At 39.2% G+C, this 26,886-nt stretch carries 22 protein-coding genes; 9 read left to right on the top strand and 13 right to left on the bottom strand.

The features are described 5' to 3' along the window. Positions 1 to 179: 179 nt before the first annotated feature. From BGO88_RS13615 to BGO88_RS13600, 4 genes are all read right to left on the bottom strand, one after another. Positions 180 to 3,302: a T9SS type A sorting domain-containing protein gene (locus BGO88_RS13615; RefSeq protein ID WP_286707229.1), complete on the bottom strand. Its 3,123-nt coding sequence runs from the start codon at positions 3,300 to 3,302 to the stop codon at positions 180 to 182. 503 nt (positions 3,303 to 3,805) lie between these two features. After that, positions 3,806 to 4,300 carry a GNAT family N-acetyltransferase gene (locus BGO88_RS13610; RefSeq protein ID WP_306565963.1) on the bottom strand — a complete coding sequence of 165 codons (495 nt, stop codon included), beginning with the start codon at positions 4,298 to 4,300 and terminating at the stop codon, positions 3,806 to 3,808. A 19-nt stretch (positions 4,301 to 4,319) separates the two neighbouring features. Further along, entirely contained in the window at positions 4,320 to 5,789 is a 1,470-nt protein-coding gene (locus tag BGO88_RS13605; RefSeq protein WP_286707228.1) for an aminotransferase-like domain-containing protein, read from the bottom strand. Next, a complete protein-coding gene (locus tag BGO88_RS13600) occupies positions 5,777 to 6,145 on the bottom strand; it encodes a hypothetical protein (protein ID WP_286707227.1) in 369 nt (122 codons plus the stop codon). The genes BGO88_RS13605 and BGO88_RS13600 overlap by 13 nt, the downstream gene beginning before the upstream one ends. A gap of 219 nt (positions 6,146 to 6,364) precedes the next feature. Between BGO88_RS13600 and BGO88_RS13595 the strand changes: the two genes are divergently transcribed. Beyond that, positions 6,365 to 7,267 carry a T9SS type A sorting domain-containing protein gene (locus BGO88_RS13595; RefSeq protein WP_286707226.1) on the top strand — a complete coding sequence of 301 codons (903 nt, stop codon included), beginning with the start codon at positions 6,365 to 6,367 and terminating at the stop codon, positions 7,265 to 7,267. 50 nt (positions 7,268 to 7,317) lie between these two features. On the opposite strand, the gene BGO88_RS13590 is transcribed toward BGO88_RS13595, so the two are convergent. After that, positions 7,318 to 7,848: a CPBP family intramembrane glutamic endopeptidase gene (locus BGO88_RS13590; protein WP_286707225.1), complete on the bottom strand. Its 531-nt coding sequence runs from the start codon at positions 7,846 to 7,848 to the stop codon at positions 7,318 to 7,320. A gap of 258 nt (positions 7,849 to 8,106) precedes the next feature. Between BGO88_RS13590 and BGO88_RS13585 the strand changes: the two genes are divergently transcribed. The 5 genes from BGO88_RS13585 (at position 8,107) to pdeM (ending at position 14,405) form a co-directional block, all read left to right on the top strand. Then, a complete protein-coding gene (locus BGO88_RS13585; RefSeq protein ID WP_286707224.1) occupies positions 8,107 to 8,541 on the top strand; it encodes a helix-turn-helix domain-containing protein in 435 nt (144 codons plus the stop codon). A 96-nt stretch (positions 8,542 to 8,637) separates the two neighbouring features. Continuing rightward, positions 8,638 to 9,675, top strand: coding sequence for a ligase-associated DNA damage response exonuclease (locus BGO88_RS13580; protein WP_286707223.1), 1,038 nt, complete (start codon positions 8,638 to 8,640; stop codon positions 9,673 to 9,675). Continuing rightward, entirely contained in the window at positions 9,672 to 11,273 is a 1,602-nt protein-coding gene (locus tag BGO88_RS13575; RefSeq protein WP_286707222.1) for an ATP-dependent DNA ligase, read from the top strand. Before BGO88_RS13580 ends, BGO88_RS13575 begins: the two co-directional genes overlap by 4 nt. A gap of 11 nt (positions 11,274 to 11,284) precedes the next feature. Beyond that, entirely contained in the window at positions 11,285 to 13,750 is a 2,466-nt protein-coding gene (locus BGO88_RS13570; RefSeq protein WP_286707221.1) for a ligase-associated DNA damage response DEXH box helicase, read from the top strand. A gap of 16 nt (positions 13,751 to 13,766) precedes the next feature. Continuing rightward, positions 13,767 to 14,405 carry a ligase-associated DNA damage response endonuclease PdeM gene (pdeM, locus tag BGO88_RS13565; RefSeq protein WP_273238799.1) on the top strand — a complete coding sequence of 213 codons (639 nt, stop codon included), beginning with the start codon at positions 13,767 to 13,769 and terminating at the stop codon, positions 14,403 to 14,405. A 12-nt stretch (positions 14,406 to 14,417) separates the two neighbouring features. Here the strand turns inward: pdeM and BGO88_RS13560 are convergent, their stop codons facing one another. From BGO88_RS13560 to BGO88_RS13545, 4 genes are all read right to left on the bottom strand, one after another. Next, on the bottom strand, positions 14,418 to 15,044 hold the full coding sequence (locus BGO88_RS13560) for an alpha-ketoglutarate-dependent dioxygenase AlkB family protein (RefSeq protein WP_056066386.1): 627 nt from the start codon (positions 15,042 to 15,044) through the stop codon (positions 14,418 to 14,420). A gap of 17 nt (positions 15,045 to 15,061) precedes the next feature. Beyond that, positions 15,062 to 15,322: a hypothetical protein gene (locus BGO88_RS13555; protein WP_273238797.1), complete on the bottom strand. Its 261-nt coding sequence runs from the start codon at positions 15,320 to 15,322 to the stop codon at positions 15,062 to 15,064. A 108-nt stretch (positions 15,323 to 15,430) separates the two neighbouring features. Then, positions 15,431 to 16,033: a class I SAM-dependent methyltransferase gene (locus tag BGO88_RS13550; protein WP_286707220.1), complete on the bottom strand. Its 603-nt coding sequence runs from the start codon at positions 16,031 to 16,033 to the stop codon at positions 15,431 to 15,433. 289 nt (positions 16,034 to 16,322) lie between these two features. Continuing rightward, the gene (locus BGO88_RS13545; protein ID WP_286707219.1) at positions 16,323 to 18,161 is read right to left on the bottom strand and encodes an ATP-binding protein; all 1,839 of its coding nucleotides are present in this window, start codon (positions 18,159 to 18,161) and stop codon (positions 16,323 to 16,325) included. A 199-nt stretch (positions 18,162 to 18,360) separates the two neighbouring features. Between BGO88_RS13545 and BGO88_RS13540 the strand changes: the two genes are divergently transcribed. Further along, positions 18,361 to 18,807 carry a hypothetical protein gene (locus BGO88_RS13540; protein ID WP_286707218.1) on the top strand — a complete coding sequence of 149 codons (447 nt, stop codon included), beginning with the start codon at positions 18,361 to 18,363 and terminating at the stop codon, positions 18,805 to 18,807. A gap of 177 nt (positions 18,808 to 18,984) precedes the next feature. On the opposite strand, the gene BGO88_RS13535 is transcribed toward BGO88_RS13540, so the two are convergent. Together BGO88_RS13535 and BGO88_RS13530 are read right to left on the bottom strand one after the other, a co-directional pair. After that, positions 18,985 to 19,710, bottom strand: a complete 726-nt coding sequence (locus BGO88_RS13535; protein WP_286707217.1) for a LytR/AlgR family response regulator transcription factor — start codon at positions 19,708 to 19,710, stop codon at positions 18,985 to 18,987. After that, positions 19,707 to 20,750, bottom strand: coding sequence for a sensor histidine kinase (locus tag BGO88_RS13530; protein WP_286707216.1), 1,044 nt, complete (start codon positions 20,748 to 20,750; stop codon positions 19,707 to 19,709). The genes BGO88_RS13535 and BGO88_RS13530 overlap by 4 nt, the downstream gene beginning before the upstream one ends. 176 nt (positions 20,751 to 20,926) lie before the next feature. On the opposite strand from BGO88_RS13530, the gene BGO88_RS13525 reads away from it, so the two are divergent. Then, positions 20,927 to 23,302, top strand: coding sequence for an outer membrane beta-barrel family protein (locus BGO88_RS13525; protein WP_286707215.1), 2,376 nt, complete (start codon positions 20,927 to 20,929; stop codon positions 23,300 to 23,302). A 127-nt stretch (positions 23,303 to 23,429) separates the two neighbouring features. On the opposite strand, the gene BGO88_RS13520 is transcribed toward BGO88_RS13525, so the two are convergent. Together BGO88_RS13520 and pdxR are read right to left on the bottom strand one after the other, a co-directional pair. Beyond that, the gene (locus BGO88_RS13520) at positions 23,430 to 24,647 is read right to left on the bottom strand and encodes a phage tail-like protein (RefSeq protein ID WP_286707214.1); all 1,218 of its coding nucleotides are present in this window, start codon (positions 24,645 to 24,647) and stop codon (positions 23,430 to 23,432) included. A gap of 242 nt (positions 24,648 to 24,889) precedes the next feature. Then, on the bottom strand, positions 24,890 to 26,335 hold the full coding sequence (gene pdxR / locus BGO88_RS13515) for a MocR-like pyridoxine biosynthesis transcription factor PdxR (protein WP_286707213.1): 1,446 nt from the start codon (positions 26,333 to 26,335) through the stop codon (positions 24,890 to 24,892). Between the two features lie 86 nt (positions 26,336 to 26,421). On the opposite strand from pdxR, the gene BGO88_RS13510 reads away from it, so the two are divergent. After that, positions 26,422 to 26,868, top strand: a complete 447-nt coding sequence (locus BGO88_RS13510) for a GNAT family N-acetyltransferase (RefSeq protein WP_056066411.1) — start codon at positions 26,422 to 26,424, stop codon at positions 26,866 to 26,868. Positions 26,869 to 26,886: the final 18 nt, after the last annotated feature.

Below are 26,886 nucleotides of genomic sequence, written 5' to 3'. Positions count from 1 at the left end.
TAGTGTAGGCTGTTACTTGTTTTTATTTGTTAAAAAACGAAAAAAGCTCCTTGTTAGAGGGATATTTGTTTTTTTGAAATTATCAGAATGTAATTACGGTATATTTCCTGAGAAATGTACTTATATTAAAAAAGGGCTACTATAGTAGCAGCCCTTTAATTATTAAAAAGATGTGTTTGTTATTGTTTTATTATTGTGGTGCTTTTTGAGATTCCGTTACTGTTTATTTGAATCACATAGGGACCAGTAGGTAAGCCAGATAAATCAATGTTACCATTTTTATCGTTGATTTCCTTTGAAGCAATAATTTGCCCTAACAGATTATAAACTTTTACAGTTGAGATAATCTGGTCGTAGGATAGGTTCAATATATCTTTTACCGGATTTGGATAAGCTGTAAAGTTGTTTGCATCAAATTCAGGAACTGACAGCGAAGTGCTCCATGCAGAAATCGTAAAAGGTTTTTGATTATTACCAATTTCCCATACCCTGATAAAAATCTCTTCTCCTGCAGCTACGTTAGTGAGAGTAATTTTGGAATGTACTTCAGTTGGTGATATGTTGTCATTACATGCCATCAATTCTAAAAAACCATCACAAACTCCGTAATAAACCGCCAGACCAGAGTCAAAAGGTGAATTTGTAGAATTTCCTGGATCACCGGTTTGTATATTTAGTTGTCCATTAGCAGGTACGATTGCTTTAAACCATACATCTCCACGGTTATAATCAGCACATGTTGGCGATGGGTAATAATAAAAATCAGTAGCTCCTACAGTAGTAGAATTGATTATTCCTTCTTCCATGCTTGGTGCCACATTTAAAGTTATCGCATCAACACAGTTATCATTTACCGGAGCCGGAGGAAATGTTCCCACACATATTTCAAATGTTTCAGAAGGAGATTCTGTATTACTCATCACTCTGATAAGGTACGTATTTCCTATTATAAGGCCATTTGGTATGATGCCTTCAGGTGTTGTTTGAACAGTAACCCAGGCTCTGTCGGTCAGACAGTCTCCCCCGGAACTGTATACTTCGCATCTAAAATCAGATGAATTAATTTTAACTTGATGGTGAGTTGCGGTAGCCGTAAAAGTATACCATACATCAGGAATTCCAAATTGATTGCTTACTTCGTCGATAGCATTTCTTAAAGTACCTGTCGCTTTTAAAGTACAGGATAAATCGGTATTAACGGTTAACGCAATAGCATCCTCACACTTGTCATTTTGAGGTCGCTGTTCAGTAGTGATGCAGATGTCAAAAGAGGAAGTTCCGGTAGAACCAATTGCCAAACTAAATATCCGTATGTAGTAAGTGTTTCCTATAATTAGGTTAGAAACAAGATTTTCACGTTGATTACTGCTGCCAATAGGGGTCATCTGACTTCCACATGGCCCGTTCAATACTTCTATGACAAGGTCAGTTTGTTCTCCTGCTATATTCAGCAGTTTTATTTTATGTGAAGTTGAAGTCGCAATAAATGTGTACCATACATCATCGTCTGGTGTATTGATTCCATTGCTTACCTGTGAATTGGTGGCTCCAGTTATGGTTCCCGAAGTTGTTTGCGTACAGGAAGCATTTGGGTTGACTGTAAGACTTACGGCATTGTTGCAGTTGTCATTAGCTGGTGGTGTTGGTGGCACAGAAACACAAATATTAAAAGTAGTATTGACGTTTATACCTTCATAGCTGCTAAAAACCCTAATATAGTAGGTTTCTCCAACATTAAGTCCTGAAACTCTATTTGAAGTGCTGTTGCTTGTATTCAAGCTAAACAATTGACCTCCGCAGCTTCCCTGCATTACTTCAGAAATCAGCACCGGGGTTCCTACAACATCCAAAAGACTAACTATATGTGAAGTTGATGTAGCCACAAAGCTATACCATACATCATCATCGGGAGTACCCATTGGATTGTCACCTTCCAGGGAATTTGTAGCATTGGCAATTGTTCCGGCAGTTTTTAACGTACAGGAAGAATCAGGATTTACGGCAAGCGGAATTGCATTTACACAATTATCGTTCGCAGGTGTAGGTAAGGGCGTTCCTACACAAATATCAAAAGTAGATGTCCTCACGTCAAGCTGAGGATTATTGAATACCCTTATATGGTAAGTTGTCCCTATAGTAAGTGATGAAATAGTGACAAACTCCGGCTCAGAACCGCTAATACTTATCAATTGTCCGCAAAATCCTTCCAAAACTTCAAAATTTACAGATTCTGAAGTAGAGCCTGTTGCATTCAGCAACTCTATTTTATGGGATGTTGCTGTAGCTGTAAAACTGTACCATACATCATTGGCTATCCCGGAAACACTGCTGTTTTCGTTAGAAGCGGTAGCGCCCCCTAATGCCCCCGAGGTTCTTAAGGTACATGATTCGTCAGTATTTACTGAAAGTACTACCGCATTAGCGCATTCATCATTATTGGGTATTGGGAATGTACTGACACAGATGTCAAAAGTCGTTGCAATTGGGTCTGGTAAAGTATTGAAAACCCTTATATAATAAGTAGTGCCGGGAGTTAGATTTGTTGCATCACGTGATCCGGCATTTGGATAGGCAATGGCTACTAGTTTACTGGTTAATGCATCACAGTTTCCTTCAAAAAGCTCAAACCCTAGTGGCGGTTCATTAATACTATAATTGTTTAGACTTATTCTATGAATTGGCCTTGTTGCGGTAAAAGAATACCACACATCTTCACTTGGTGCTAAGTTGCCAAAACTTCCGGAATTTGTAGCACCAATAAGATGGCCGGAGGTCATTGATGTACAGTTCAGATCAGGATTTACGGTCAAGTCAATTGCAGTTGTGCATTCATCGTTTGTTATGGCAGGAGGTGTACTGACACAAATTTCAAAACTACCTGAAGTAGGCCTGAAGGTGAAGACTCTGACATAAAAAGTAGTACCTATGGCTACTCCCGTAAGTGGTATGGAACTATCAGGACTAAAAGTTATAGGTACAAGTTCTCCGCAGTTTCCGACAAGAATTTCAATATAATGCCGAACATTGGTTCCCTGTATATTTTGCAGGCTGATTTTATGGTTGGGAGAAGTAGCTGTAAAAGCATACCATACGTCGTTATTGGGAACAAAGCCATTTATACCACTTACTACATTTGATCTTGTAGCTCCTGAAAGTGTACCGGGAACTTTTAAAGTACAGGAAAGGTCTGTATTTACATTGAGAATGGTTGCACTGGCGCAATCGTCATTAGCCGGTGCCTGTGCATTTGCGTGATAGCTGAAAAAAATAAAAGCTATCAAAGAAAAAATAATTTTATTCATTTGATGTTTGTTTTTTGTGAACGTTCTGATAACAAAAACGATCGGGTTAGTGGAATTTGTAACTTGTGAAATTTGTTTTCTTATCATGAATTGATGAAGAAAATAGGCGTAAAATGAAGGGTGTGGAGTATTAGATAATAAAATGGGCGTAAATTTGCTGATTCGTTGATTCCAAATCAATTGCAAAGTAGTAACTGGTCGTTTTAAGGTATAACTGGTTTGTTATTTAGTATAACTGGTTTTTACGAAGCGTTCCTGGATGGATATTAAAGCACTGAAAAATGTCATCCGCTCATAATTTAAATCTGCTAAAAAGTAAAAGGGGCTGTCACAAAATGTGACAGCCCCTTTTTTCAGATTACCTACCTAATTGGAGAAATTTTTCGGCCATTTCAGGAGGCCCAATCTTACTTTTAGACAATTATCCCTTTTTTTTAATATTGTAGATGAAATTATTATATTAAAAATTGTTTTTGATGTGGAATATTCTATGATTTAAGATTTTACACTTTATTTTCAAGTTCCAGGAGCATCTGAATGTTCGCCCGTTTGTATGGTGAATTTTTTCCTTTGACTTCCTTGAATCCCAGCTTGTAGTAGAGATTAATGGCAGGTTCCAGTTGCGTATTACTTTCCAGATAGATTGTTGTAGCTTTGTTTTTAGCAGCCCAATCAATCACAAATCTGCCCAACAGCAGTCCAATGCCTTTTCCCTGTGCTTTTGGGCTAACGGCCATTTTCGCCATTTCATAATCAAAATCTTCCTGCATTTTAATCATAGCACAAACGCCTACAGGCTCATCATTCAAAAGGGCTATAAAAATTTCACCTCCTTTGTCAAGTATGTATTCTTTGGGATGGTCTAATGCTATGGTATCTGCGGCTTCAATTTCAAAATATTTTGAAATCCATTCGGTGTTTAGGGATTTGAAAGCTTCCTGGTATTGGGGCTCATAAGTGACAATCCTGATAGTTTCTGTTTCTTTGTTTGTATTCATTAAGGGAGTTTTATCTATTTTAAATACTGTTCTTTATTAGTTTTCCTAATTTTTCCAGGTCGTTTTCTACACGATTAGTCCATTCCAGAGCATAATTCAAACGCATGCAATTGTTGTATTGGTTGTATTGGGAGAACATTCTTCCCGGAGCAAAATTAATCTTCTGGTTTCCGGCTACATCATAAAGGTCTTCGGTACAAATGCGTTTGTCCAATTCCAGCCATAACATAAAACCTCCTTTAGGTTGGGAGATTTTGGTATTGTCCGGGAAATAAGCTTCAACGGCACGCTGAATCTGCAGGTAGTTGGCATATAGCTTGTTTCGGAACGTGCGAAGATGGTGGTCATAACGGCCATGCTCTAAAAAATCGGCAATAACATCCGAATAAAGAGACGGATTGCAGACGGTCTGTACCAATTTTTGCCGTATAATTTTATCTTTGAATTTGCCGGGAGCAATCCAGCCCACGCGATAACCGGGAGCCAGCGTTTTAGAAACAGAACCGCTCCACAGCACAAGTCCTGCTTCATCATAAAACTTGCAGGGTTTAGGGCGTTCTGCACCAAAGAACAAATTACCGTAAATATCGTCCTCAATTAGCGGAACATTATATTCTGTAATGTGCCGTACCAATTCTTTCTTATTCTCATCAGGCATCTGGAAACCTAACGGATTATTGAAATTGGTCACAAAACAACAGGCTGCTATGTTAGGAAGCACTTTTTTTAAGGCATCCAGGTCCACACCAAAAATAGGGTGGGTAGGAATTTCGACCGCTTTTAGTCCGAGCAATTGTATGGCCTGCAGAAATCCGAAATAAACAGGGCTTTCTACGGCTACGGAATCGCCTGGTTTGGTCACGGCCATCAGCGCATTGTAGATGGCATTCATAGCACCGGAAGTAATGACAAGGTCGTCTTCGGTTATTTTTCCTTCCAGAACGAGCGCCCATTTTGCCACTTCGCGGAGCAGATGCTCGTTACCCTGTACGGGCTCGTAAGCAGTACCGCCGTCATTTCTGCGACGAACAGTATTGATAAGGCTTTTATTTAATTTAGCCAACGGGAGAAAATTTTTTCCCGGAATTCCCAACGCAAATTGAGTAAAATCAGATTTGGCAATAGTACCGAATACTTTGTCAATCAGGTCTTCCGGAGTTTTCTCTTTTTCAGTACTGCTAATTTTAGCCACAGTAGGCAGGGCAAGCTTGCGTTGCGATGTCTTACTGACGTAATAGCCTGATTTTGGCCGTGATTCAATCAGCGAACGGCTTTCGAGTTCCAGATAGGCCTGTTTGGCAGTATTGATACTAACATTGTATAACTTCTGGGCGCTACGTATCGATGGCAATTTGTCTCCCAAACGCAAAGTATCGCTTTGAATCTGCTCTTCAATAATTTTGGCAATCTTCAGGTATAGCGTTTCCTTGGGTTTTTCTGCAGGGTTTCTTTTTTTTACACTGTTAAAGTTGTGATTTAGTTGAGCCATTGCAATATTTTGTTTATCATGTTTTTTAATTGCTCAGGATTGCGATAGTTTCCGTTATCCTGTTTTTTAATATAGTCGGTAACGAAAGATACGAAGATTAATTTTTCTTCATCAGTCATTACAGGCTCACTATTATAAATATTAAAATCAATTTCATCTTTTGAATTAAGGACGAAACTGGCAAAGGCTACAGTTTTGTTTTCTTTTTTGGCTATTAAAAAGGGTACACCAAAGGCAGGAGTAATATCTTGATTTTTTGGGAATGCCTGAAAGAAAATTGTTTTTAGCGGTGCTATATCGGAAAGGTATACTTCAGCAAATTGAAGTGTTTCCTGATGTGTTAAGGGCGTTTCCATGATTTCTCGCGTCTAATTGTTAGAGTAAAGGTAGATAGGTTTCGGATTTGGTTACAGATACAGAAATATGTTTTTTAATAGGTACAGATGGTTGAAAATTTAGATTTCAGATTTTAGATTTCAGATTTAGGATTTAAGGTTTGTGATTTAGGATTTTGTAGTATTGTTTCTAAAAATACTTGGTATATTTGTTTTTACTTAACTTAAAAACAGTGAATTATGAGAAAAACTTTACCCTTCCTTGCTTTATTAGCAAGCACTTTTTCTTTTGCACAGGTTACTATCGGTTCCGGAACATTGACAGATAGTAATGCCGGGCTTTCAACGCCCATTTCGATTTATTATTCCACTTCGTTGGCACAGATGATTTATATGGCTTCGGAGATTGGTACGGCGGGAACCATTACATCTATTGATTTTAAAGTCAACAATACCAATTCGTTGGTTAATACAAACGGCATGATTGACGTATGGATAGGACATACCACAAGGTCATCATACAGTCCTGTGGTAGGTACTTCCGGAGCCGATTGGATTAGTATTGCCGGACATAGCCAGGTAGTGGCAAATGGTACTTTTACGCAAACAGGCACCACGATTACATTTACGTTTAGTACTCCTTTTGCATACAACGGGACAGATAATCTTGTAATTACCGTAGATGCAAATAAACCTGGCGATGATGGAAACACAACGTTGTTTTACCAGATTCCTGCAACAACAAACATCACTTCCTTAATGATTAGGACAGATACTGCTGCTGATAATGCCGACCCGTTTAACCCGCCATTGAATTATACTGGAGGAACTATAGCTACTTCAGTGCAGGCTAAGAGAACACGTCCTATAATTGTCCTGAATGGTCTTGTTTTAGGAGTTGAGGAACATGGTTTGGAAAGCGCTATTTCTTTGTATCCGAATCCGGCAACCAACGGATTGTTTGTGGCTTCGCAGAATAAAGTAGCATCAGGAGAGATTTACACTATGACCGGACAATTGGTACGAAGCGTAACGATTGAAGAAAATAAAATTCCGATAGGAGATTTGTCATCCGGCGTTTACCTTTTAAAACTTCGTATGGAAGACGGGCAGATTCTTGACAAAAAATTTGTAAAACAATAATCCGTAAGATGGAAAAATCTGAAAATCCCTTTGATTTCAAAGGGATTTTTTTATAAAACCTTCTTTTTCCTAAACATCAGATATAATGCTATATACATCAGGATGCTTGGGAATATTCCCATAAAAAGAGATGCGAATAATTTGTTCAGGTCAGAAAGCGCCGCTTTTGAGACTTGATGGAATATTATTTCACCATAAGGTTGTGATTTCTGAACCAAGGAACTGATGAGGTTCCATCCAAAATGGAGGACTAATGGCAATAATATGGTTTTTGATTTAACAAAAGCAATTCCCCATACATAACCGGCCAGTGAGGTGATTAAAAATATATAAAGCATAGGAATAATTTCGTTTCCAAACATACCGTAAGAAAACCAATGATAAATGCCAAATGCAGCAGCAGAAATAAGTGCCGCTTTTTGAATGCCAGTTTTATCTGTTAAAATATAGAGAAGAATGCCCCTAAAGATAAGTTCTTCGGTGAGAGCGGATATAAAAAAGTATTGGATTGCTTTTCCTAATAAAGAGAAATTGACAGAGTCGTTCAACTTCCATTCAGCAGAAAAAAATACTGCTTTCAATAAGACAATTGAGCAGAACCAGAATTGAAGCAAATAAAAACCCGCCTCCAAAAAGCACTATTCTGTTACGATTCGGCATAAGTCCGATAGCATCAACAGTGTTTTTACAATAAAAATAACCCAGGCCAAAGGTTGACAGTAACAATAGCATTAATCCCAGCATATAAGCAAATTAAAGTGATGATAACCTGGCAAATTTATATTTTTGTTTTTCAATAATCTTACGCCATTTTGATATGGCGTCCAAATGACGTCAGCATGTTTTATGATAAAAGCAAAATTGGAGAATCAATAAAATTGCAACGAATAGCCAAAGGATGGACACAAAGCCAGCTTTCTGAACGTAGCGGTATAGGCTTAAGGTCTATACAAAGAATAGAAAATGGAGAAGTAAACGCTCGTTCCTATACGCTTGCAAAATTGCAGGAACAGTTGGATATCCGTTTTGATGAAACCCATACAATAGCCATAAACCAAACAACGGATTTTGCTAAACGAAGTTTTACTAACTGGCGAACCTCGAAAATAGCCCTGTCCTATGTAACGGGATTTATTATTGCAATCATATCAGGAAGCTTTCTGGTGAATTCTGCGACATTTCCGGAAACCCATTTTGAATTGTTTGTATTTCTATGTTCTCTGGCTATTATTTATAGTGTACTCTTGCTATACATATGGAGAAAAAGCAAATAGCTTCCTTAAAAGTTAAACTTCTCAGAAACCTCTTTTAAAATTATTTTTACGATTGTAACTTTATAAGGCTGGCCATTGGGCTATTAATTGTAACTTATGAAGAACAAGCTACTGGTATTTAATGATAAAGGAATCTACTGTGCCCAAGCCGATGTATATCTCGACCCGTGGCGACCGGTAAAAAATGCAATTATTACCCACGGACATTCCGACCACGCGCGGTTTGGACACCGTTACTACATCACACATCATTACAATATTCCCATATTAAAGCACCGTTTGGGCGACATTGTTGTAACCGGAAAAGAATGGGGAGAAACTTTTACAATTAATGGGGTCACTTTTTCTCTGCATCCAGCCGGACATATAATAGGCAGTTCGCAGGTAAGGGTAGAATACAAAGGGGAAGTATGGGTTTTTACCGGCGACTATAAGACGGAAGATGACGGGATTTCTACTCCCTATGAAGCTATCCGTTGCCATACGCTTATTACAGAAAACACTTTCGGACTTCCTGCATTTCGGTGGCTTCCGCAAGCTGAAGTGATGCAGGACATTAATACCTGGTGGGCACAGAACAAGGCAGAGGGAAGAACTTCTGTATTGTTTGGCTATACATTGGGGAAGGCCCAGCGATTGCTCAAATATCTGGATTCGGATATAGGACCCATTTATACGCATGGTGCCGTTGAAAATATGACGGAAGTATTGCGGACTATAGTCGATTTCCCGCCTACAATCCGGATTACGCAGGAAACTAAAAAAGAAGCATTCCCCGGTAGTATGGTACTGGCGCCGCCCAGTGCACACGGAACCGTATGGATCCGAAAGATGACTCCCTATGTGACGGCAGCAGCCAGCGGTTGGATGGCCTTTCGCGGAGCCCGAAGACGCAGGGCAATTGACAAAGGTTTTGTGCTTAGTGACCATTGCGATTGGCAGGGATTGCTTGAAAGCGTCAAGGCAACCGGAGCAGAACGAATAATCTGCACCCATGGCTATAGCGATATTTTTAGTGCCTATCTCAGGGAATTAGGGTATGATGCAGTGACCGAAAATACGCAATACGAAGGCGATGAAGAGGAAATTTCTGTTGGAGATGAAAAGGATGCTGAAAAAAAAGAAGAGCTATGAGAAACTTTGCAGCACTCATTAAAACACTCGACAGCTCGAATAAGACTTCAGTCAAGGTGGAGGCATTGACAGAATATTTCCTGCATGCCAGTGACCCGGATAAGGTGTGGACCATTGCACTCTTGTCGCATCGCAGACCTCCGAGGCCGGTCAATACAACCTTACTCCGGTTATGGGCTTCAGAGCTGGCAAACATTCCGTTGTGGCTTTTTGAAGAATCCTATCATATAGTAGGTGATTTGGCAGAAACTATTGCCCTGATTATACCGGATAGCAAAGAGCATTCTGAGAAAAGCCTGAGTGAATATGTTGGCGAAATGATTGCATTGAAAAGTAAAAGCGAAGCTGAAAAACGCTTATACCTTCATGAAAACTGGCAAATGCTCAATTACTACGAACGTTTTGTCTTTACAAAATTAATTACTGGCAGTTTCCGTATCGGGCTCAGTCAGAAATTAATGACCAGAGCATTGTCCAAAGCAGTAGGCATTGATGAAGATGTACTGGCCTATAAGCTGATGGGAGACTGGAATCCTCAAAAAATTACTTTCCAAAAGCTGATACTGGAAGAAAAAAGCCAGGACTATTTATCCAAACCTTATCCGTTTTATCTGGCTTATGCCATCGAATCGGAACCTGAAAATTTAGGTGATGTCCGTGATTGGAGCATAGAGCATAAATGGGATGGCATCCGGTCGCAAACCATTATCCGATACGGAGAAGTTTATCTCTGGAGTCGGGGTGAAGAATTGATTACGGATAAATATCCCGAATTTCAGGCATTTGTGAATGTATTGCCGGATGGAACCGTAATTGATGGTGAAATCTTACCCTATAAGGATGGCAGAATTGGAACTTTTGGAGACTTGCAAACGCGTATTGGCCGCAAAACAGTTACTAAAGCATTGCTACAGAAAACGCCGGTTATTATTAGAGCATATGACCTTTTGGAATGGCAGGGAAAAGACATCCGGAACCATCCGTATGAAGAAAGAAGGCAATTGTTGGAAGAACTTTATGATGCCGTAAAAGATTTGGGCTTGCCGTTGCAACTTTCGGAGCGTTTTGATATGGAAAGCTGGGAGGCCGTAACCGAAGAAAGAATGAAAGCAAGGGAATTGAATAGCGAAGGTCTTATGCTGAAACGTAAAAAATCACCCTATCTGGTGGGACGTAAAAAAGGCGATTGGTGGAAATGGAAGCTGGAGCCGCTTACTATTGATGCGGTGCTGACCTATGCTATGAGAGGAAGCGGCCGAAGGGCAAACCTGTTTACGGATTATACTTTTGCGCTCTGGCAGGACAAGGAAGACGGCTCACGTGAACTGGTTACTTTTGCCAAGGCGTATTCCGGATTGACAGATGCCGAATTCAGGATGGTGGATGATTTCATTAAGAAAAATACGTTGGAGCGTTTTGGTCCGGTACGGAGTGTGACACCGGCACTGGTTTTTGAAATCGGTTTTGAGGGAATTGCACTTTCATCAAGACATAAAAGTGGAATTGCAACACGTTTTCCCCGTATTTTAAGATGGCGTACTGATAAGAAGATAGAAGAAGCAAATACGATTCAGGAACTTAAAAATATGATACGGTAGTAACAGCAAAAATGAACAGGGAGGTACTTTTTGATATAGCAAAGACATGGTTTTCAGGCAAAGGATGGACACCGCATACTTTTCAGCTAAAGACCTGGACTGCCTTTTTGCAGGGAAAACACGGACTGCTGAATGCTCCTACAGGCAGCGGTAAAACTTATGCATTGTGGATGCCGGTGGTGCTTGATTATATTAAAAAAAATCCTGAATATAAGACCCGCCATGTTCCCGGTTTAAAAGCAATATGGGTCACGCCGCTTCGGGCACTCTCTGTTGAAATAAAACAGGCGGCGGAACGTGTTGCAGACGATTTGCAAACGGGGTTAACGGTAGGCATTCGCACAGGCGATACTTCTGCTACAGAAAAAAACAGGCAGAAAACCAAAATGCCCGATTTGCTTGTAACAACACCGGAAAGCCTGCATCTTATGTTGGCTACCAAAGGATATGAGGCTGTTTTTAAAGATTGTACCGCTTTTATTGTTGATGAATGGCATGAATTGTTGGGAAGCAAACGCGGGGTGCAAATAGAACTGGCGCTTTCAAGATTGAAGACTGTAGCGCCAAAGCTCCGTATCTGGGGAATATCAGCAACTATAGGCAATCTGGAACAGGCCATGGAAGTATTGCTTGGACCTGAATCGGAAGCGTTTCAGAATAAGGAATTGGTCAAGGCACACATTGAGAAAAAAATAAAAGTCATCTCTATTATTCCGGATAAAATGGACAGTTATCCGTGGCGCGGACACATGGGATTGCATCTCATTGATGAGGTGGCTAAGATTATCAAAAACAGCCGGACAACCCTCATATTTACCAATGTAAGGTCTCAATGCGAAATATGGTTTCAGGCTTTGCTGGAAAAATATCCTGAATTTGCAGGCGAAATGGCAATGCATCACGGAAGCATTAGCCGCGAAACCAGACAGTGGGTAGAACAGGCCATACGTGACGAACAGCTCAAAGCAGTGATTTGTACGTCAAGTCTTGACCTTGGAGTAGATTTTGCTCCGGTAGAAACCGTAATCCAAATTGGCGGACCTAAGAGCGTTGCGCGTTTTCTGCAACGGGCCGGACGTAGCGGGCATCGCCCCGGACAAGAAAGTGTTATTTATTTTCTGGCAACGCATGCTATTGAGCTGGTGGAAGCCTCAGCTTTAAAACGTGCCGTAAAGGAAACCGTCGTAGAAGATAGGATTCCTTACCTGAACAGTTGGGATGTTTTGGTACAATATCTGGTTACGTTGGCGGTATCTGACGGGTTTTATCCTTCAGCAATTTATAAAGAAGTCAAAAGTACTTTCTGTTATCAAGCCATGACAGAATCGCAATGGGTATGGATACTTAATTTTATTACCAAAGGAAGTCAGAGCCTTGAGGCCTATGACGAATACAAAAAAGTTGAAATAGAAGAAGACGGGCGTTTTAAAGTAAACAGCAGAAGTGTTGCATTACGCCATCGCATGCAGATGGGAACCATAGTGGGTGATGCTGTGATGAGTGTCAAATTTATGAGCGGTGGCTATATCGGCAGTATTGAAGAGTCGTTTGTATCAAAGTTATATCCGGGTGATGTGTTTGTTTTTGCCGGTCGGAAATTGGAACTGTATCGTACAAAAAATATGGAGGTTTTAGTACGTAAGGCCAATCCATCTGCCAAAGCACAGCATGCCAGTTGGATGGGAAGCAGAATGACACTTTCTGCACAAATGGGTGAGCTTATAAGAACCGAATTATATGCTGCAAACAATGAAAAGGCTTCACCGGAACTCCGCGCACTTAAACCTGTTTTTAAGCAACAGCAGAAGGAATCTGTTGTGCCTGCTGCCGACGAGTTTCTCATTGAGACTTTTAAAACACGCGAAGGACATCATATTCTGTTTTATCCGTTTGAAGGTCGCTTCGTGCATGAAGCTTTGGCAAGCCTGATAGCGTACAGGATAAGCCTGCTAACGCCTATTACTTTTTCGCTGGCTTATAATGATTATGGTTTTGAATTGTTGAGTGACAAACAGATAGCTATTGCGGAACTTCTGGACAACAATTTGTTTACACCCGAATATTTGCATGAAGACCTTCAGAAAAGCCTTAATGCTACTGAAATTGCCAGAAGAAAATTCAGGGATATAGCCGTAATAGCAGGATTGGTTTTTGCAGGCTATCCCGGCAGGATTATAAAAACGAAGCACTTACAAAGCGGGTCGCAATTAATTTTTGAAGTATTTCGCGATTATGAACCGGATAATTTGTTGCTACAGCAGGCCTATAGGGAAACTTTTGAGCACCAGTTAGAGGAAGGCCGTCTGATTATGGCTTTAGAGCGAATTCAAAACCAGCAGGTAGTCTGGAAACAATGTGAAAAACCGACTCCTTTCAGTTTTCCTATCATCACAGATAGGTTGCGGGAACGATTGTCAACAGAAACTCTGACAGAACGTATCAAGAAAATGACAGCCAGCTATATGAAGTCCAATTAGGAAATAAAGAAGAAGGATGATATTAGAAATTGAAATTAATAACCATGAGTTTGTACTCCACAACAGCGGTGCCCTCTATTGGAAAGGACAGGAAATGCTTTTGGTTTCGGATGTGCATTTGGGTAAAATTTCGCATTTCAGAAAACACGGTTCGGCGTTGCCTACCCAACCAATCTTTAAAAATTTCAGTAAGCTCGACAAGCTTGTGGACCATTTTGCCCCGCAAAAAATCTGTTTTCTGGGTGATTTATTTCATAGCTCAATGAATAGGGAATGGCTTCTTTTTGAACAATGGAGAAACCGTACAGCATTGCCAATCGTATTAGTAGCCGGTAATCATGATATTGTTGATCGTAAAAAATACGAAGAACTCCATATTCCCGTAGTAAACGAATGGTTACTGGATGGTTTTCTGCTCACCCATTTTCCGGAAGAACGCGAAGGCTTGTATACTATTTCCGGGCACATTCATCCTTCCATAGTACTTGCCGGAGAAGGTCGGCAGTTTTTAAAACTGCCTTGTTTTTTTCAATCGCCATTCCAAATCATCCTGCCTGCTTTTGGTGAATTTACAGGAACATTCGCCATGGAATTACGGCAAGGAGACACGGCCTATGTACTCACAAAAGAAGAGGTAATTGCGATAAGTAAATAATAAATTAAAACTTTAAGTTTTTCTGTTTACTTGTCTAAAAGTCAGGTTGATTCTCGGTAATACTTCTTTTGTTGTTTTAGGGACTTGGTGTTGCCAGAAACTATTAGTGGTTCCTGCCATGAGTAAGAAAGAACCGTGGTGTAAAGGAATTTCAACCTGCGGAATATCTGTACGGAATTTGTGCCGTAAGCGGAACATTCTTGTTGCTCCAAAAGTGACGGAGGCAATTATAGGGTCTTTGCCTGAATTTCCTTCCCTGTCGCTATGCCAGGACACGCCATCTTTGCCATTGCGGTACAGATTGAGCAACACACTGTTAAAGTTCAGTTGGGTTTCAGATTCCACTCTTTTGCGGATAGCCAATAGCTCGGGTGTCCAGTCAGGACCATTCACGTCTGCTCCGACGTTTTCCTTATCTTCATACCAGGCAATCATTCGGGGTGCGGTTACTACTTTATCATATATTTCCATTTCATATTCTCTCCATTTTGTTTGATGGAGCAGGGTAGTGTAATAGAAGTCAGATTCTTCTTTAGTGAAAAAATTATCAATCAAAAGCAATTCCGTATCGGGCAGGTCAAATATTTTTTTGCCTCTGTTGCCGCTAAAAAATAGCTCAGTATCATTAAAAAGTGCCATAATGTTTTTGAGGGCAATTATTTCTTTCTTTTGGCTTTGCCTTCGGAGCCGGATGGGATGTCAAGACTATCGTGTCCTCTTTCTAAATTCTTTTCGCGTTTTTCCTGCGCTTCCTTTGTCGTTTTGATGTCTTTTGAAGTCTCGTTGCTGGAAGGACTAATGCCTTTCGAATGGCCGGATTCAAGATGTTCTTCAGCAGGTTTTTGATTGTCATAATCAATTTCAGGCTTTTTTTTGCTTGAAACTTTTGGGACCGGAGTTTGATTTTTACCTTTCATAACGTTGTCTTTATAACTTTTCGTATCATTAGCTTAGTTACAAATTTCCGTTATTTGTCTTGCAAAGGTGTTATATCATCTCCAAGAATGCTTATAAAGTTTGTTTGGCTACCGTTTTTTGCATATAATCAGATAAAACGGATAGTTTTCCGTAATCTCCCTGATTTCAATTAATCCGGCTTCTCCAAATTCTGACTGTATGGATTCCGGGTCGTAAAAATACATCTTAACTCCTTCAAAAATTTCGTAACGGTCTTTGCTGATAAATTTTCCGGAGCCATAGGTATGCGCTTTTTTAGAAATAGCTGTAAAGACCATATATCCATTGTTTGCTAATTGTTGAAAGCAATCCTGAATCAGTTTTTTTCTTTCCTGTTCGTCCAGCAGATGGATGAGTGCATGACAATAAATTCCTTCATATAGATTGGTGTCAAAGGGCATATCGGTTACGGAACCATGGTGAATAGTGATGTCGTTTCCGTAATGCTTTTTAGCCAATTTAATAGCCGTTTTTGATATTTCTATTCCGGTTACATCTATTCCGTTTTCTCTGAAAACCTGTGCATTTCTGGCATAGCCAATACCCGGAATGAGTATATTTTTGATTGCATTCTCTACAAAAAGATTTTTCGTCAGAAGGGCTGAATTCGCAGGTTCCAGTCCCCACATTTCGCGTTTTTCGCTAAAATTTGTTTCCCAAAATTCTGCCATAATAACTCGTTTATTAGTTATAACAAAAATAAAGATAATTCATTTAATGCAATTATGTCGCAATAATTTTTTTTGGCAGTGGCTAAGGTAGGAAGGTGCTAAGTTGCTGAGATACTAAGGTGCTAAGGTTCTAAGGTACTGAGGTATGTATGTCGTTTAAAACACAAGTTATTAAAAATAGATTTCCGGTCGTTCTTTCATATTGGTATGGATTCTTTGAATCTGTGTAATTCTTTGAATCTGTGGCTGAATTAAGAAAGTTAAAGACTCCGGGAGTTAATTTATGTAATTAATTTCCAGAATTAAAAGGCAGGTCAACAAAAAAAGTGGTACCGCTGGAGTTATTGTTTTCAAACCAGATTTTTCCATTATGGGCTTCTACAATCTGTTTTGAAATGGCCAATCCCATTCCAAATGGCTGTTCGCCCGCAGTGCCGGGTCTTTTGGCTTCAGTAAAAAGGTCAAAAATCTTTTCACCCATTTCAGGAGGTATGCCAATACCTTCGTCTTTAACCAAAATGCGTATTTTTTGTTCTTTCTGTGTCATTTTAATCTTTATCCTGGCTCCGTTAGGGCTAAACTTGATGGCATTGGCAATCAGATTACTGATGACCCTCCACAGTTTTTCGCGACTTGCATTTACTATTGCAGTAACAATTTCCAAATTGAGCTGTTGTTGCTTTACATCGGCTTTGCTTTTTAGCAGGGCCACACAATATTTAAGCATTTCTGCAATATCAACGGGCTCTTTTTTCAACTGCTCGCTGCTAAATTGTAACTGCAACAGGTTGTCGACCAAATCCAGTGAGTTTTGTCCTGATGTTTTCATCAGTTCAAGCATGGTTCTGTCTTCTTCAGACCTGTCAGGTTCTTCGAGCATCATGGAGGCAATAGCATGTATTCCGCCTATGGGATTGCGAAGGTCATGCGCCACAATGCGTATCATACGGGTATTGTCTGCCTGGCTCTGCTCCAATGCGCTTAATGCCTTTTTCATCTGGCTGTTCTGCCGCTTGGTACGTTTTAAATGTTTACGAATGGAAATAATCATTGAAATGGCCAGAACAAAAGCAATACAAGCCAATACAGACAAGGCTAACTGGTAGTTATACCTGCTTTCCAATGATTTTATTTCTTCATCTTTTACGGCGTAATCGATATAATCTATTCCGGATTCCCGGTTGAGAGCGGATTCCTTATCGTGAATTTCAATCAGTTTCTTACTATATGCCGCCGCGGCTGCATAGTCTTTGCGGGCATCATAGATTTCAAACAGTTTCCGTACTAAGATTTCGCTATAATACAGATAATCGTTGTTTTCTGCAATAGCCAAAGCCTGCTTATAGTAGTTTATGCTTTCTTCAGGGTCTGTTGCTTCCAGTTGCTGGCCCATATCAATATGCATATCCATTGACACATAAAATAATTTTTTGTCAATGGCAGTTGAAATGGTCTGTTTCAGTAAGGCCAACCCTTCAGCACGATTGCCATGCTTGATAAGGTCGTCTGCAATAAGCTGGTCAATGGCAACCAGCGTACGTTCGTCTTTATATTTGGCAGCAATTTTTTGGGCTACGTTGATATAATAGTGGGTTGAATCTCTGCTAAAATGTTCCGGATAAGACAGCAAATAATTATAAATAACCAAAGACCTGATGGAATCGTTACGAAGCTTTTTGGATTTCCTGAAAGCCAAATCATAACGTTGCAAGGCACGGTCGTCTTTGCCCATTTCCTGATAAACCATACCAATATTCATCAGGGATTGCACACAATTCGTAGCATCTCCCAGTTTTTTATATCTCGTATAGCCCTGGTTATAATATTTTAAAGCCAGTTGAAAATTGCCTTTAATGTCAAAAAAAACACCCAGATTGTTCATGGCATCGGCTCTGCCTTGCTCATAATTATGACGGTTGGCAATTTCGCGGGCCATTCGGGCATAATAAAAAGTACTGTCGGCATTTTTTTCATAGAGCAACATTGCCATTCTGTTCAGCCTATCAACATATTGAAGGCTATCACTGATTTTAGGAAGGGAAGCCTGGATTTTTTTTAATTCAGAGGACTGAGCAAAGCTTATGTTCCAAGTTAGCAACAATAAACAGAAAAAAGATAGTTTTTTCATACGACCTTGATTTGGTAGAGTCGGGGAGGACTGTATAGGCTAATATAAGCATTTATTCCATAAATAAGGTACCTAAAGTCGTAATGTAGGAATATTACTTATTTTATGGAGTGAGTTCCTAATTTCTTACTTTTGAATATAGAAAATTTAAGCTTTGCCAGTTTGCGTGAAATAGTGCAGACAAAAAAATGACTCAGTTATGCAAAACCGTTTTTCAGACCAAAATAAAACTCTTTCCCATTTCTATGATGAGGTTTGGGTGGTTTGTCCTGCATGTGCTAAGAAAGCTGTTGCCAAAGCTTCTCTTGAGAATAAATCGGCCCGATTATATTGTTCCAACTGTGGTTATATTAAAGAAGCCTCAATGGAAACATCTGTCGGAGGACAAAGAGGGATTCTTAGATGGGCCGCACACAATTATTTCAATGCGGAACTCTGGCTGCAGCATCCGTTTAAAAATGATGTGTTTTTTGCTTATAACGGCGAACATCTAAACTATCTGCAACAGTATATTTCCGCAACCTTACGAGAACACAAAGACCGTGCACATTTCACCCTTTTGGAAAAACTCCCTAAATTTTATCATGAGGCTAAAAACCGTAAAGCCTTACTTACCATCATTAAAAAGCTAGCGAACAGTGTATAATTGATAGTTGGTAGTGTATAATGTTTAGTGTATAGTGTATAATGTTTAGTGTATAGTGTATAGTGTATAGTGTAAACTAAGAACTACCCATTGTCCACTAAAAACTACTAACTATTCACTACCAACTACCAACTATCCACTATCAACTATCCACTACCAACTATCCACTAAAAACTATTATAAGAAGCTTTTCACCCAATCCTGAAACTTAATCTTATAAGTTTCACCTATAGGAACAATGTTTTTTTGGATAAATACTCTGTTCCGTTCAATGCTTTCAATCTGGTCAAGCCTGATAATATAAGACTTGTGTACTCTCATAAAATCAGATGCAGGTAATTTTGCTTCAAAATCTTTGAGCGTATCGAGCACGATAAGTTTTTCATTCTTTAGATGCAAATACAGATAATCTTTTAAGCCTTCAACCAGTAGTAAATCGTTCAGGTTTATTTTTACCAGCTTGCCATCGGTTTTTATGAACAGGAATTCATCCGGTTTTTCTTCGGTTTTAGCCGCTATTTCTACAGTGGGAGCCGGTTTTTCCTGGGCAAGGGACTCTATTTTCTGTATGCATTTATAAAAACGGTCAAATGAAATAGGTTTTAGTAAATAATCGACTACATTATGCTCGTAGCCTTTCAGGGCATATTCGCTATAGGCAGAAGTAATGACAAACTTGGTTTTATTACCCAACATTTCCATCATCTGTATGCCTGTAAGTTCCGGCATTTGTATGTCAATAAATAATACATCAATAGTTGTTTGGGCTATAAGTTCCAGTATTTCAAACGGATTTGTCGTGGCTTTTATCAATTCAAAACTGGAAATTTTTTCCACATATTTTGACAACAGCGCCACTGCCATAGGCTCATCGTCCAGAATTGCACAGCGGATGGTTTTCATAATGTGATGTCTAATTTTACGTAATACATGTTTTCTTTTGTAGTAATTTCTAACGAATGTCTGTCAGGAAAATACAGTTGCAGTCGCTTTTTTATATTTTCAATACCAACTCCCGACTGATGGTCTTTTTTATAATTGTTGATAGTATTTTGTGTCTGTAAAATCAGATGATTTTTATTTTGTGTCAGTTCAATAGTAAAAGGGTTTTCCGGATTGTTCACAATACCGTGTTTAAATCCATTTTCTACAAATGGAATCAGTAACAAAGGCGGAATGCGGCATTCCGGATTTTCGATATTCTTCTTGAAAACCACTTGCGCATCACCTGAAATCCGCATGGTTTCTAAAGCAATAAAATTGTCTATGTACGCTATTTCGCGTTGCAATGCAATAGTTTCATTTTGGCTCTCATAGGTCATATAACGCATGAGTCCGCTCAATTGCTCGACAGCCGGAAGTGCTTTTTCTGATTTTTCGAATACCAGATAATAAATATTGTTCAGGGTATTAAATATAAAATGCGGATTGATTTGCGATTTCAGGAAATTGATTTCGGTTTCCCGCTTGCTTTCCAATAAAGTGAGTTGCTCTTTTTGCAGGCGTAACATGTTAACAATAAACCATAAGACAGAAGAAGCCATTATAGGGAGGCTGCTGTACGCTAAATTATCATAGATATAGTAAGTAACTGTTACTCCTTTGTAATAATTATGGAAACCAAACAGAATGTCAAACAAAACTTCTTCTATCAAATAGCGCATTCCGATAAAAATGATAAACAGGGCCAAAAATGACAATACAATGCGTTTTACATTTTTTACATCAAAAAACTTTGGCATAAACACTAAGTAATTCAGGTAAAAAACAAAGATATAAATTGCTGTAAACGAGAGCGTCAGGAGATATTCCGGCTTGTTGAAATCGAAAGCCAATATAGGAAAAGAGATTTTTTGCTGTTTAAAGTCGAATACTGTCAAATCCTGCATTATATAGTATAACCAAAACAAAAGGTGTAATAAAATCACATATTTTTTCTTCATTTCACTGCTGTTTTTTGAGAGTGGAAAAGTAGAATATTAAAGAATAACAAAAAACTTTTTTTCGACAAACACCTGCTTTTCTCCGACCAACCCATTGGTCGGATTTTTGACCGGGCTGGTCGAAATAAAAAAAATAAGAACAGTAAAAGCCGAAGATTTGCTGAAAAATAATACACATGAAAACATCAGCACATTTTTTAGTTTGGATTTCAATTCTATTTACTGCTTCACTTTTTGCACAGACACATGAAGTAAAAGGTATAGCGCAAGCCAATGGTGAGCCTGCAGCATTTTACGATGTCTTGTTAATAGCCAAAGATACGATTAAAGGCAAGACTGCCGAAAACGGTTCTTTTGCCTTAAAAGCACAAGCAGGCAATTACCGTTTAGAAGTTTTATATTTTGATGAATTGGTGCATAAACAAGAATTTGCACTAAAAAATGATATTGATTTGGGAGTGCTTGCTTTTGAAAGTAAAACCAGGCTTGATGAGGTGGTAATTGAAGCTCCCAAAAAACTGATGGAACGCAAAGCAGACCGTTTTGTATATCATGTAGCCAATGCAACTTCGTCTGCAGGAGGTACTGCTATAGACGCACTCAGAACGACACCCGGTGTTACGGTAACACAGGAAAGCATCAGCATTTCGGGTAAAAACTCGGTTATGGTGCTAATTGATGATAAGCCAACCTACATGGAACAGGCGGAACTGATGAATTATCTGGAGAGTATCAGTGCTTCCAACCTGTCAAAGATTGAAGTAATTACGACACCGCCAGCCAAATATCAGGCCGAAGGCAATAGCGGTATTATCAATATTGTTACGAAAAAGGTTAAGAAAGACAGTTGGAATGGGTTATTTGGCGGAGCTTACCAACGCGGACATAGAAATACGCAACAGTACAATACCGCTTTCAATCTGCAAAAGAATAAGCTCACATTAAGAAGTTCTGCCAGCACAGGAATACGACGTTCATTAATCAATTGGGATAATGATATTTATTACTCTGATGCTTTTTGGCAGAATGAGAGCAGCTCAGATGGTAAAAACCGTTATTTTAACGGACAGTTGGCTCTGGACTACCAATTGACAAAAAAATGGACAATTGGCACCAAAGTTTCTGCCTACACTTCTAAGTTTACGGATGCACAGCCACAGTTAACCACCCTTTTTGACCAAAAAGGAGGAACTATTCAGCAATTTATGAAGAATAATGCGACATCAAATGATAAAACGTATCAGCAGATTTACAACCTGTATTCAGAATATAAGCTGGATACTTTGGGCAAAAAAATGATGGTAGATGTTGATTTTGTGAACTATCATACGCCAACTTTTAATCGTTATGCCTATGCCAACTATAATCCGGCAAACGAACTGATTGCCAATTCCCAACATGCCGGTATTAATGATGTCGATATCAGAATACAAAATCTGTCGGCTAAAGTAGATTTTGAATTGCCAACAAAAATAGCCGATTTTACCGCTGGTGCCCGATTTTCCAATTCAAAATCTGATAACCTGATTAATGCTTTTAAACAGGACGAAAATGGTGAAATGGTATATGATACCAACCTGTCGAATTATTTTGAATATACCGAAAAGAATGAGGCATTGTATATTTCCGGAAATAAAAAGTTCAATGATAAATGGAACATTCAGGCGGGATTGCGTTTGGAAGCTACCCAGACGGATGGATATTCGAGAGAGGCCAATAACCGACACAAGAATGATTACCTGAAATTATTTCCAACGTTGTATGTCCTGCACCAGTTTACAGAAGACAAAAGTTTAGGATTTAACTATTCCCGCCGTATCCGTCGTCCAAGCTATGAAAGTCTGAATCCATTCCGTACGATAAACAACGAGTTTAGTTACAATGAAGGGAATCCGTTTTTAAGACCGTCATTTACGCATAATTTTGAAGTGACATTTACGTATAAGACCTTCGATTCACGACTCAGTTTTTCAAGTATGAGAGATGGCGTAAACCAGGCTTCTATCCTGAATCCGGATACCAAACAGAACAATTATATCTGGATGAATTATGTAAATGAAGACATGCTTAGCTTTACGCAGAGTTATACGGCAAAACCAACTCCGTGGTGGACCAGCGTGAATAATCTTAGTTTGAGTTATTCCGAATCCGATATTGCAGTTTCTGACAGGAGAAATAAGGGAGCGTCTTCGTCTTTTTTCACAACCAATGATTTTACCTTAAACAAAAACAAAACGTTTTTCCTGAGTATTAGTTATTTTCAGAATTTTGGAGAAACTTTCCAGAACTCAAGTCTAAAACCGTATGCCAAATTTTATGCAACGGTAAAATACCAAATGCTGGATAAAAAATTAGAGTTGGGCATTAGCGGAACTGATATTTTTAACGGACGCGAATATTCAAAACAGAATATGTATGGGGTAACCCAGGAATTTAAAAATGTTTGGGACACGCAGCGCATCCGTTTTTCATTGACTTACCGTTTCGGAAACAGAAACCTTAAAACCAGTGAGCGCCAATCTGGAAATTCTGAAGAGTTAAACAGGTTGTAGCCAGAAGTGATAAGAATAACCCGTTGATTTGTCAACGGGTTTATTGTTTTTTCGTATCGTCAATATATTTTTAGTCAGGGGATTTTGGTCTGGATATAAATTAATAAGTAAATAAATCTTTTGGTAATTATGGAATAACAATCCATTTTGTTCCGGTACTTTGCACTACTATAGAACCGGTTGCTGAGGTAATAACGGATCCGTCTTTTGTAATATCTGTTCCGGTCGCATTCAGGTTTACAGAACCTCCTGTAACATCGCATACTATATTATAAATTCTTCCAACATTACTGCTGTCTGCTGTTGGAAGTGTTACTGTGATTCCGGAAACAGTATAAAGTACCGTATAATCTTTGTCTGTGAGCGAGTAATTGATATTGGTGCTTTTGATTGCCGCACTAAAAGAACCGGTAATTTGCAGTGTACTGTTTGGGATAGTATTGCCAATTCCTACATTTACAGCATTTGAACCAATTCCACCCAATACCATGCTATTATCTGCCTCAACCGTGGCCATGTAGCCAATAGCGGTTGCATTTTCTAAGCTATTGAGAGTACTGCTTGCAAACGAACCTATAAAAGTATTTCCGTTGCCACTTACCAAAGACAATCCGGTATTGTCACCTAAGCCAATATTGTGTCCGCCATTATTCAGCGAAGGCAGAACTCCAAAACCTATACCAATATTAGAAAAACTATCCGTATTGCTTGACAGTGTTTGATTTCCAATGGCAATATTTACACTGCCAGATGTAGTTGCCTGTAATGCATTCCTACCAATGGCTATATTTAATTGACCGCTGTCAATATTCGTAAGGGCAGACTCACCTATGGCTATATTGGCAGCTCCGGAAGTAGTTTCGTTCCCGCCTTCTAAAAAGATGTTTGGAAATAGCGGGTCACTACTGGTATTTGAAAAATCTAATCTTCCTCTCTGCGTAATCCTTAGGCGTTCCATATTGTCTGTTCTGAAAGTGAGGTCTTGCGCGTCTGTAGTACCTAAAAAGTCCGCGTTGGCATCGGTTCCGGCATTTCCGGCCAATTGCCATCCATTACCGCGACCGTCCATGCGTTGCCATTTTCCAGCCAACCAGTAATAATAGCCAGGCGTAATGTCGGCTACAGTTGCGGTATTGAACAGGAGCAGACCATCTACGTTTCCTGTCGTAATTGTTGAGGTATCTGTTGAACCGGTTAGTGCTACCCTTGGAATCAGGATGCCTTTGTCTGTAGCTGTAACATCCAGGGCAGTAGAAGCATCCGGGTTAATTGTTCCGATACCAATTTGGGCATGTACTGTCCCTAAAAAGACTAGCATCAGCATAGTCAAGTAGCTTTTTTTCATGGTTTCCTAAATTTAACTTGATAGTTGTTTGTTGGACAGAGATTATACAATTTCTATCCGTAAAAGTATCCATGAAGAAATCCATGGGGAGTAAGGGAACCGTTGTGTATAGCCATGGGGTAGGTGTATTACACAGCAGGTTAAATATTCTTTAGGGCTACTTTTTTCTATTGTAAAATTAGGAAAAAAATGAAACCACATATTGGGAATTGGATTTTTTTATTTGAAAAACAAGCGAAAATTTAGTTTTTCAATGCTGCTTTTAAACATGAAACAGCTTCCTCAAGTTCTGGTTCATTCATTGAAGCAAATCCAAAGCGAAAGGCATTTTCCTGAGTATGAATCCGTTTGATATGCAATTGATGGATTGATGTTAATTTATTTACAGAAAACATTGGATTTATTTTTATCCAGATTGCCATTCCGCCATCAGGTAGAGAATACGAAACAGAATCACCCAAATGTTTTTTTAGCAGTGCATCCAGATAGTCCCTGCGTTGACGATAGCTTTTTTTTGTTTTTTTTAGGCATCTGCTCAAGTCTCCGTTTTTAATGAGTTCTGCCAACGCATTCTGCATATATCCGTCGCCTCCAAAGTCAATTTCTTCCCGAAGCATTGTGCATTGTTCAATAAAATTTTTAGGCGCTATCATGAAACCAATACGTATAGAAGGACCTAAAATCTTAGAGAAAGAGCCAATATAAATTATATTGCCGTTATGGCTTCCGCTGGCTATAGGTAAATAGGGAGAGGAAGCATAGTGGTAATCGTAGTCATAATCATCTTCAATAATAGCAAAAGAATATTGATGGGAGAGTTCCAAAAGTTTCATTCTTCTTTGCACACTCAATGTCACGGTTGTTGGATAGTGGTGATGGGGAATTACATAAACTGCGGTTATTTTTTTCTTTTTGCATATTTTTTCCACTGCAGCCATATCCAGTCCATTTTCATCAACAGCGACTTCAATTAGCGTTGCTTTGGTTCTTGCAAATGTTTTGTTAGCTATAGGATAATCGGGATTACCGGTAATAATAGAAGCGTCTTTATCTAATAGCAGCTGCGAAGCCAGATAAATACTCATCTGGGCGCCATGTGTAATTAACACATTATCGACTGTGATATTCAGTCCGCGGGTTTTGGATAAATAGTTGACAAGTTCATTTCTTAGTTTCAATGTGCCTTGCGTGGTTCCTACAATAGCATTTTTGACGGCATATTTCCGGGTTGTATAGGACCTGTATATTTTTAACAGGTCTTCTATGGGTGAAAGTCTTATGTCGGGATAGCCGTCATCGATAAGGATTTCAGGAGCTGTTAGTATTTTCTTATCAGACATTTTTTCCTCTGCTTTATGAAAAGGAAGGCTAAAAGTATTTTGATAGGATGATGCAGCTTCTTTCTGACTCCAGTTCTTGGCTTTTAATACCGGAATCTGTTGGGATACGGTTACCTGTTTTCGTGGAATGACAATTATCCAGTCCTGGGCATGCAGTTCGTCATAGGCCGCAATTACTGTTTTACGGTGTACGCCCAGTAATTTAGAAAGCTCCCTTGTTCCTGGCAAGGGAGTTCCGGCTTTTAATGTTCCCGTTCTTATTTCATTGATAATTGAGATGGCAATCTGTCTGTATATTGGAGTCTTACTCTCTTTATCAATGGTAATGATATTTTGAAATGGAAACATCTGGACTACTTGTTAAGTTAAATCTGGATTACAAAGGTAGTCCAAATTGAAGATACTTTAGCCGGATAATTTAAATACATAACAACATGAATTATCAAATTAAAAAAGCAAGTCTGGAAGACTTGAATGAAACCGCCGTTTTGTTTAATCTCTACAGAGTTTTCTACCGACAGGAATCCGATTTGGAAAGAGGCAAGACATTTTTAAAAGAAAGGTTCCTAAACAGCGAATCTGATATTTTTCTAGCTATAGTTGATGGTAAAGCGGTAGGGTTCGTCCAGCTGTACAAACTTTTTCATTACACCAAACTGCAGAAACAATGGTTATTAAGCGATTTGTTTGTACATCCGGATTACAGAGGGAAAGGACTTTCTGTAGCCTTGATTGACCGTAGTAAACAATGGTGTGAAGAAACCGGAGCTTGCGGATTAATGCTTGAAACAGAAAAGACAAACGATATTGGGAACCAACTCTATCCGCGTTGTGGATTCGAGTATGACGGATTGCATAATTACTACCATTGGTGGAAATAGATAGAAGAACGGCAGATT

It is taken from the genome of Flavobacterium sp. 38-13 (genome assembly GCF_001899155.1).
Taxonomy (GTDB): Bacteria; Bacteroidota; Bacteroidia; order Flavobacteriales; family Flavobacteriaceae; genus Flavobacterium; species Flavobacterium lindanitolerans.
The sequence above is the reverse complement of the archived record's forward strand: the minus strand, read 5'-3'. Positions and strand labels throughout refer to the sequence as shown.

Coding starts and splice junctions, on each gene's coding strand:
- BGO88_RS13615 (WP_286707229.1), bottom strand. CDS start 3,302: ATGAATAAAATTATTTTTTCTTTGATAGCTTTTATTTTTTTCAGCTAT.
- BGO88_RS13610 (WP_306565963.1), bottom strand. CDS start 4,300: ATGAATACAAACAAAGAAACAGAAACTATCAGGATTGTCACTTATGAG.
- BGO88_RS13605 (WP_286707228.1), bottom strand. CDS start 5,789: ATGGCTCAACTAAATCACAACTTTAACAGTGTAAAAAAAAGAAACCCT.
- BGO88_RS13600 (WP_286707227.1), bottom strand. CDS start 6,145: ATGGAAACGCCCTTAACACATCAGGAAACACTTCAATTTGCTGAAGTA.
- BGO88_RS13595 (WP_286707226.1), top strand. CDS start 6,365: ATGAGAAAAACTTTACCCTTCCTTGCTTTATTAGCAAGCACTTTTTCT.
- BGO88_RS13585 (WP_286707224.1), top strand. CDS start 8,107: ATGTTTTATGATAAAAGCAAAATTGGAGAATCAATAAAATTGCAACGA.
- BGO88_RS13580 (WP_286707223.1), top strand. CDS start 8,638: ATGAAGAACAAGCTACTGGTATTTAATGATAAAGGAATCTACTGTGCC.
- BGO88_RS13575 (WP_286707222.1), top strand. CDS start 9,672: ATGAGAAACTTTGCAGCACTCATTAAAACACTCGACAGCTCGAATAAG.
- BGO88_RS13570 (WP_286707221.1), top strand. CDS start 11,285: ATGAACAGGGAGGTACTTTTTGATATAGCAAAGACATGGTTTTCAGGC.
- pdeM (WP_273238799.1), top strand. CDS start 13,767: ATGATATTAGAAATTGAAATTAATAACCATGAGTTTGTACTCCACAAC.
- BGO88_RS13560 (WP_056066386.1), bottom strand. CDS start 15,044: ATGGCACTTTTTAATGATACTGAGCTATTTTTTAGCGGCAACAGAGGC.
- BGO88_RS13555 (WP_273238797.1), bottom strand. CDS start 15,322: ATGAAAGGTAAAAATCAAACTCCGGTCCCAAAAGTTTCAAGCAAAAAA.
- BGO88_RS13550 (WP_286707220.1), bottom strand. CDS start 16,033: ATGGCAGAATTTTGGGAAACAAATTTTAGCGAAAAACGCGAAATGTGG.
- BGO88_RS13545 (WP_286707219.1), bottom strand. CDS start 18,161: ATGAAAAAACTATCTTTTTTCTGTTTATTGTTGCTAACTTGGAACATA.
- BGO88_RS13540 (WP_286707218.1), top strand. CDS start 18,361: ATGCAAAACCGTTTTTCAGACCAAAATAAAACTCTTTCCCATTTCTAT.
- BGO88_RS13535 (WP_286707217.1), bottom strand. CDS start 19,710: ATGAAAACCATCCGCTGTGCAATTCTGGACGATGAGCCTATGGCAGTG.
- BGO88_RS13530 (WP_286707216.1), bottom strand. CDS start 20,750: ATGAAGAAAAAATATGTGATTTTATTACACCTTTTGTTTTGGTTATAC.
- BGO88_RS13525 (WP_286707215.1), top strand. CDS start 20,927: ATGAAAACATCAGCACATTTTTTAGTTTGGATTTCAATTCTATTTACT.
- BGO88_RS13520 (WP_286707214.1), bottom strand. CDS start 24,647: ATGAAAAAAAGCTACTTGACTATGCTGATGCTAGTCTTTTTAGGGACA.
- pdxR (WP_286707213.1), bottom strand. CDS start 26,335: ATGTTTCCATTTCAAAATATCATTACCATTGATAAAGAGAGTAAGACT.
- BGO88_RS13510 (WP_056066411.1), top strand. CDS start 26,422: ATGAATTATCAAATTAAAAAAGCAAGTCTGGAAGACTTGAATGAAACC.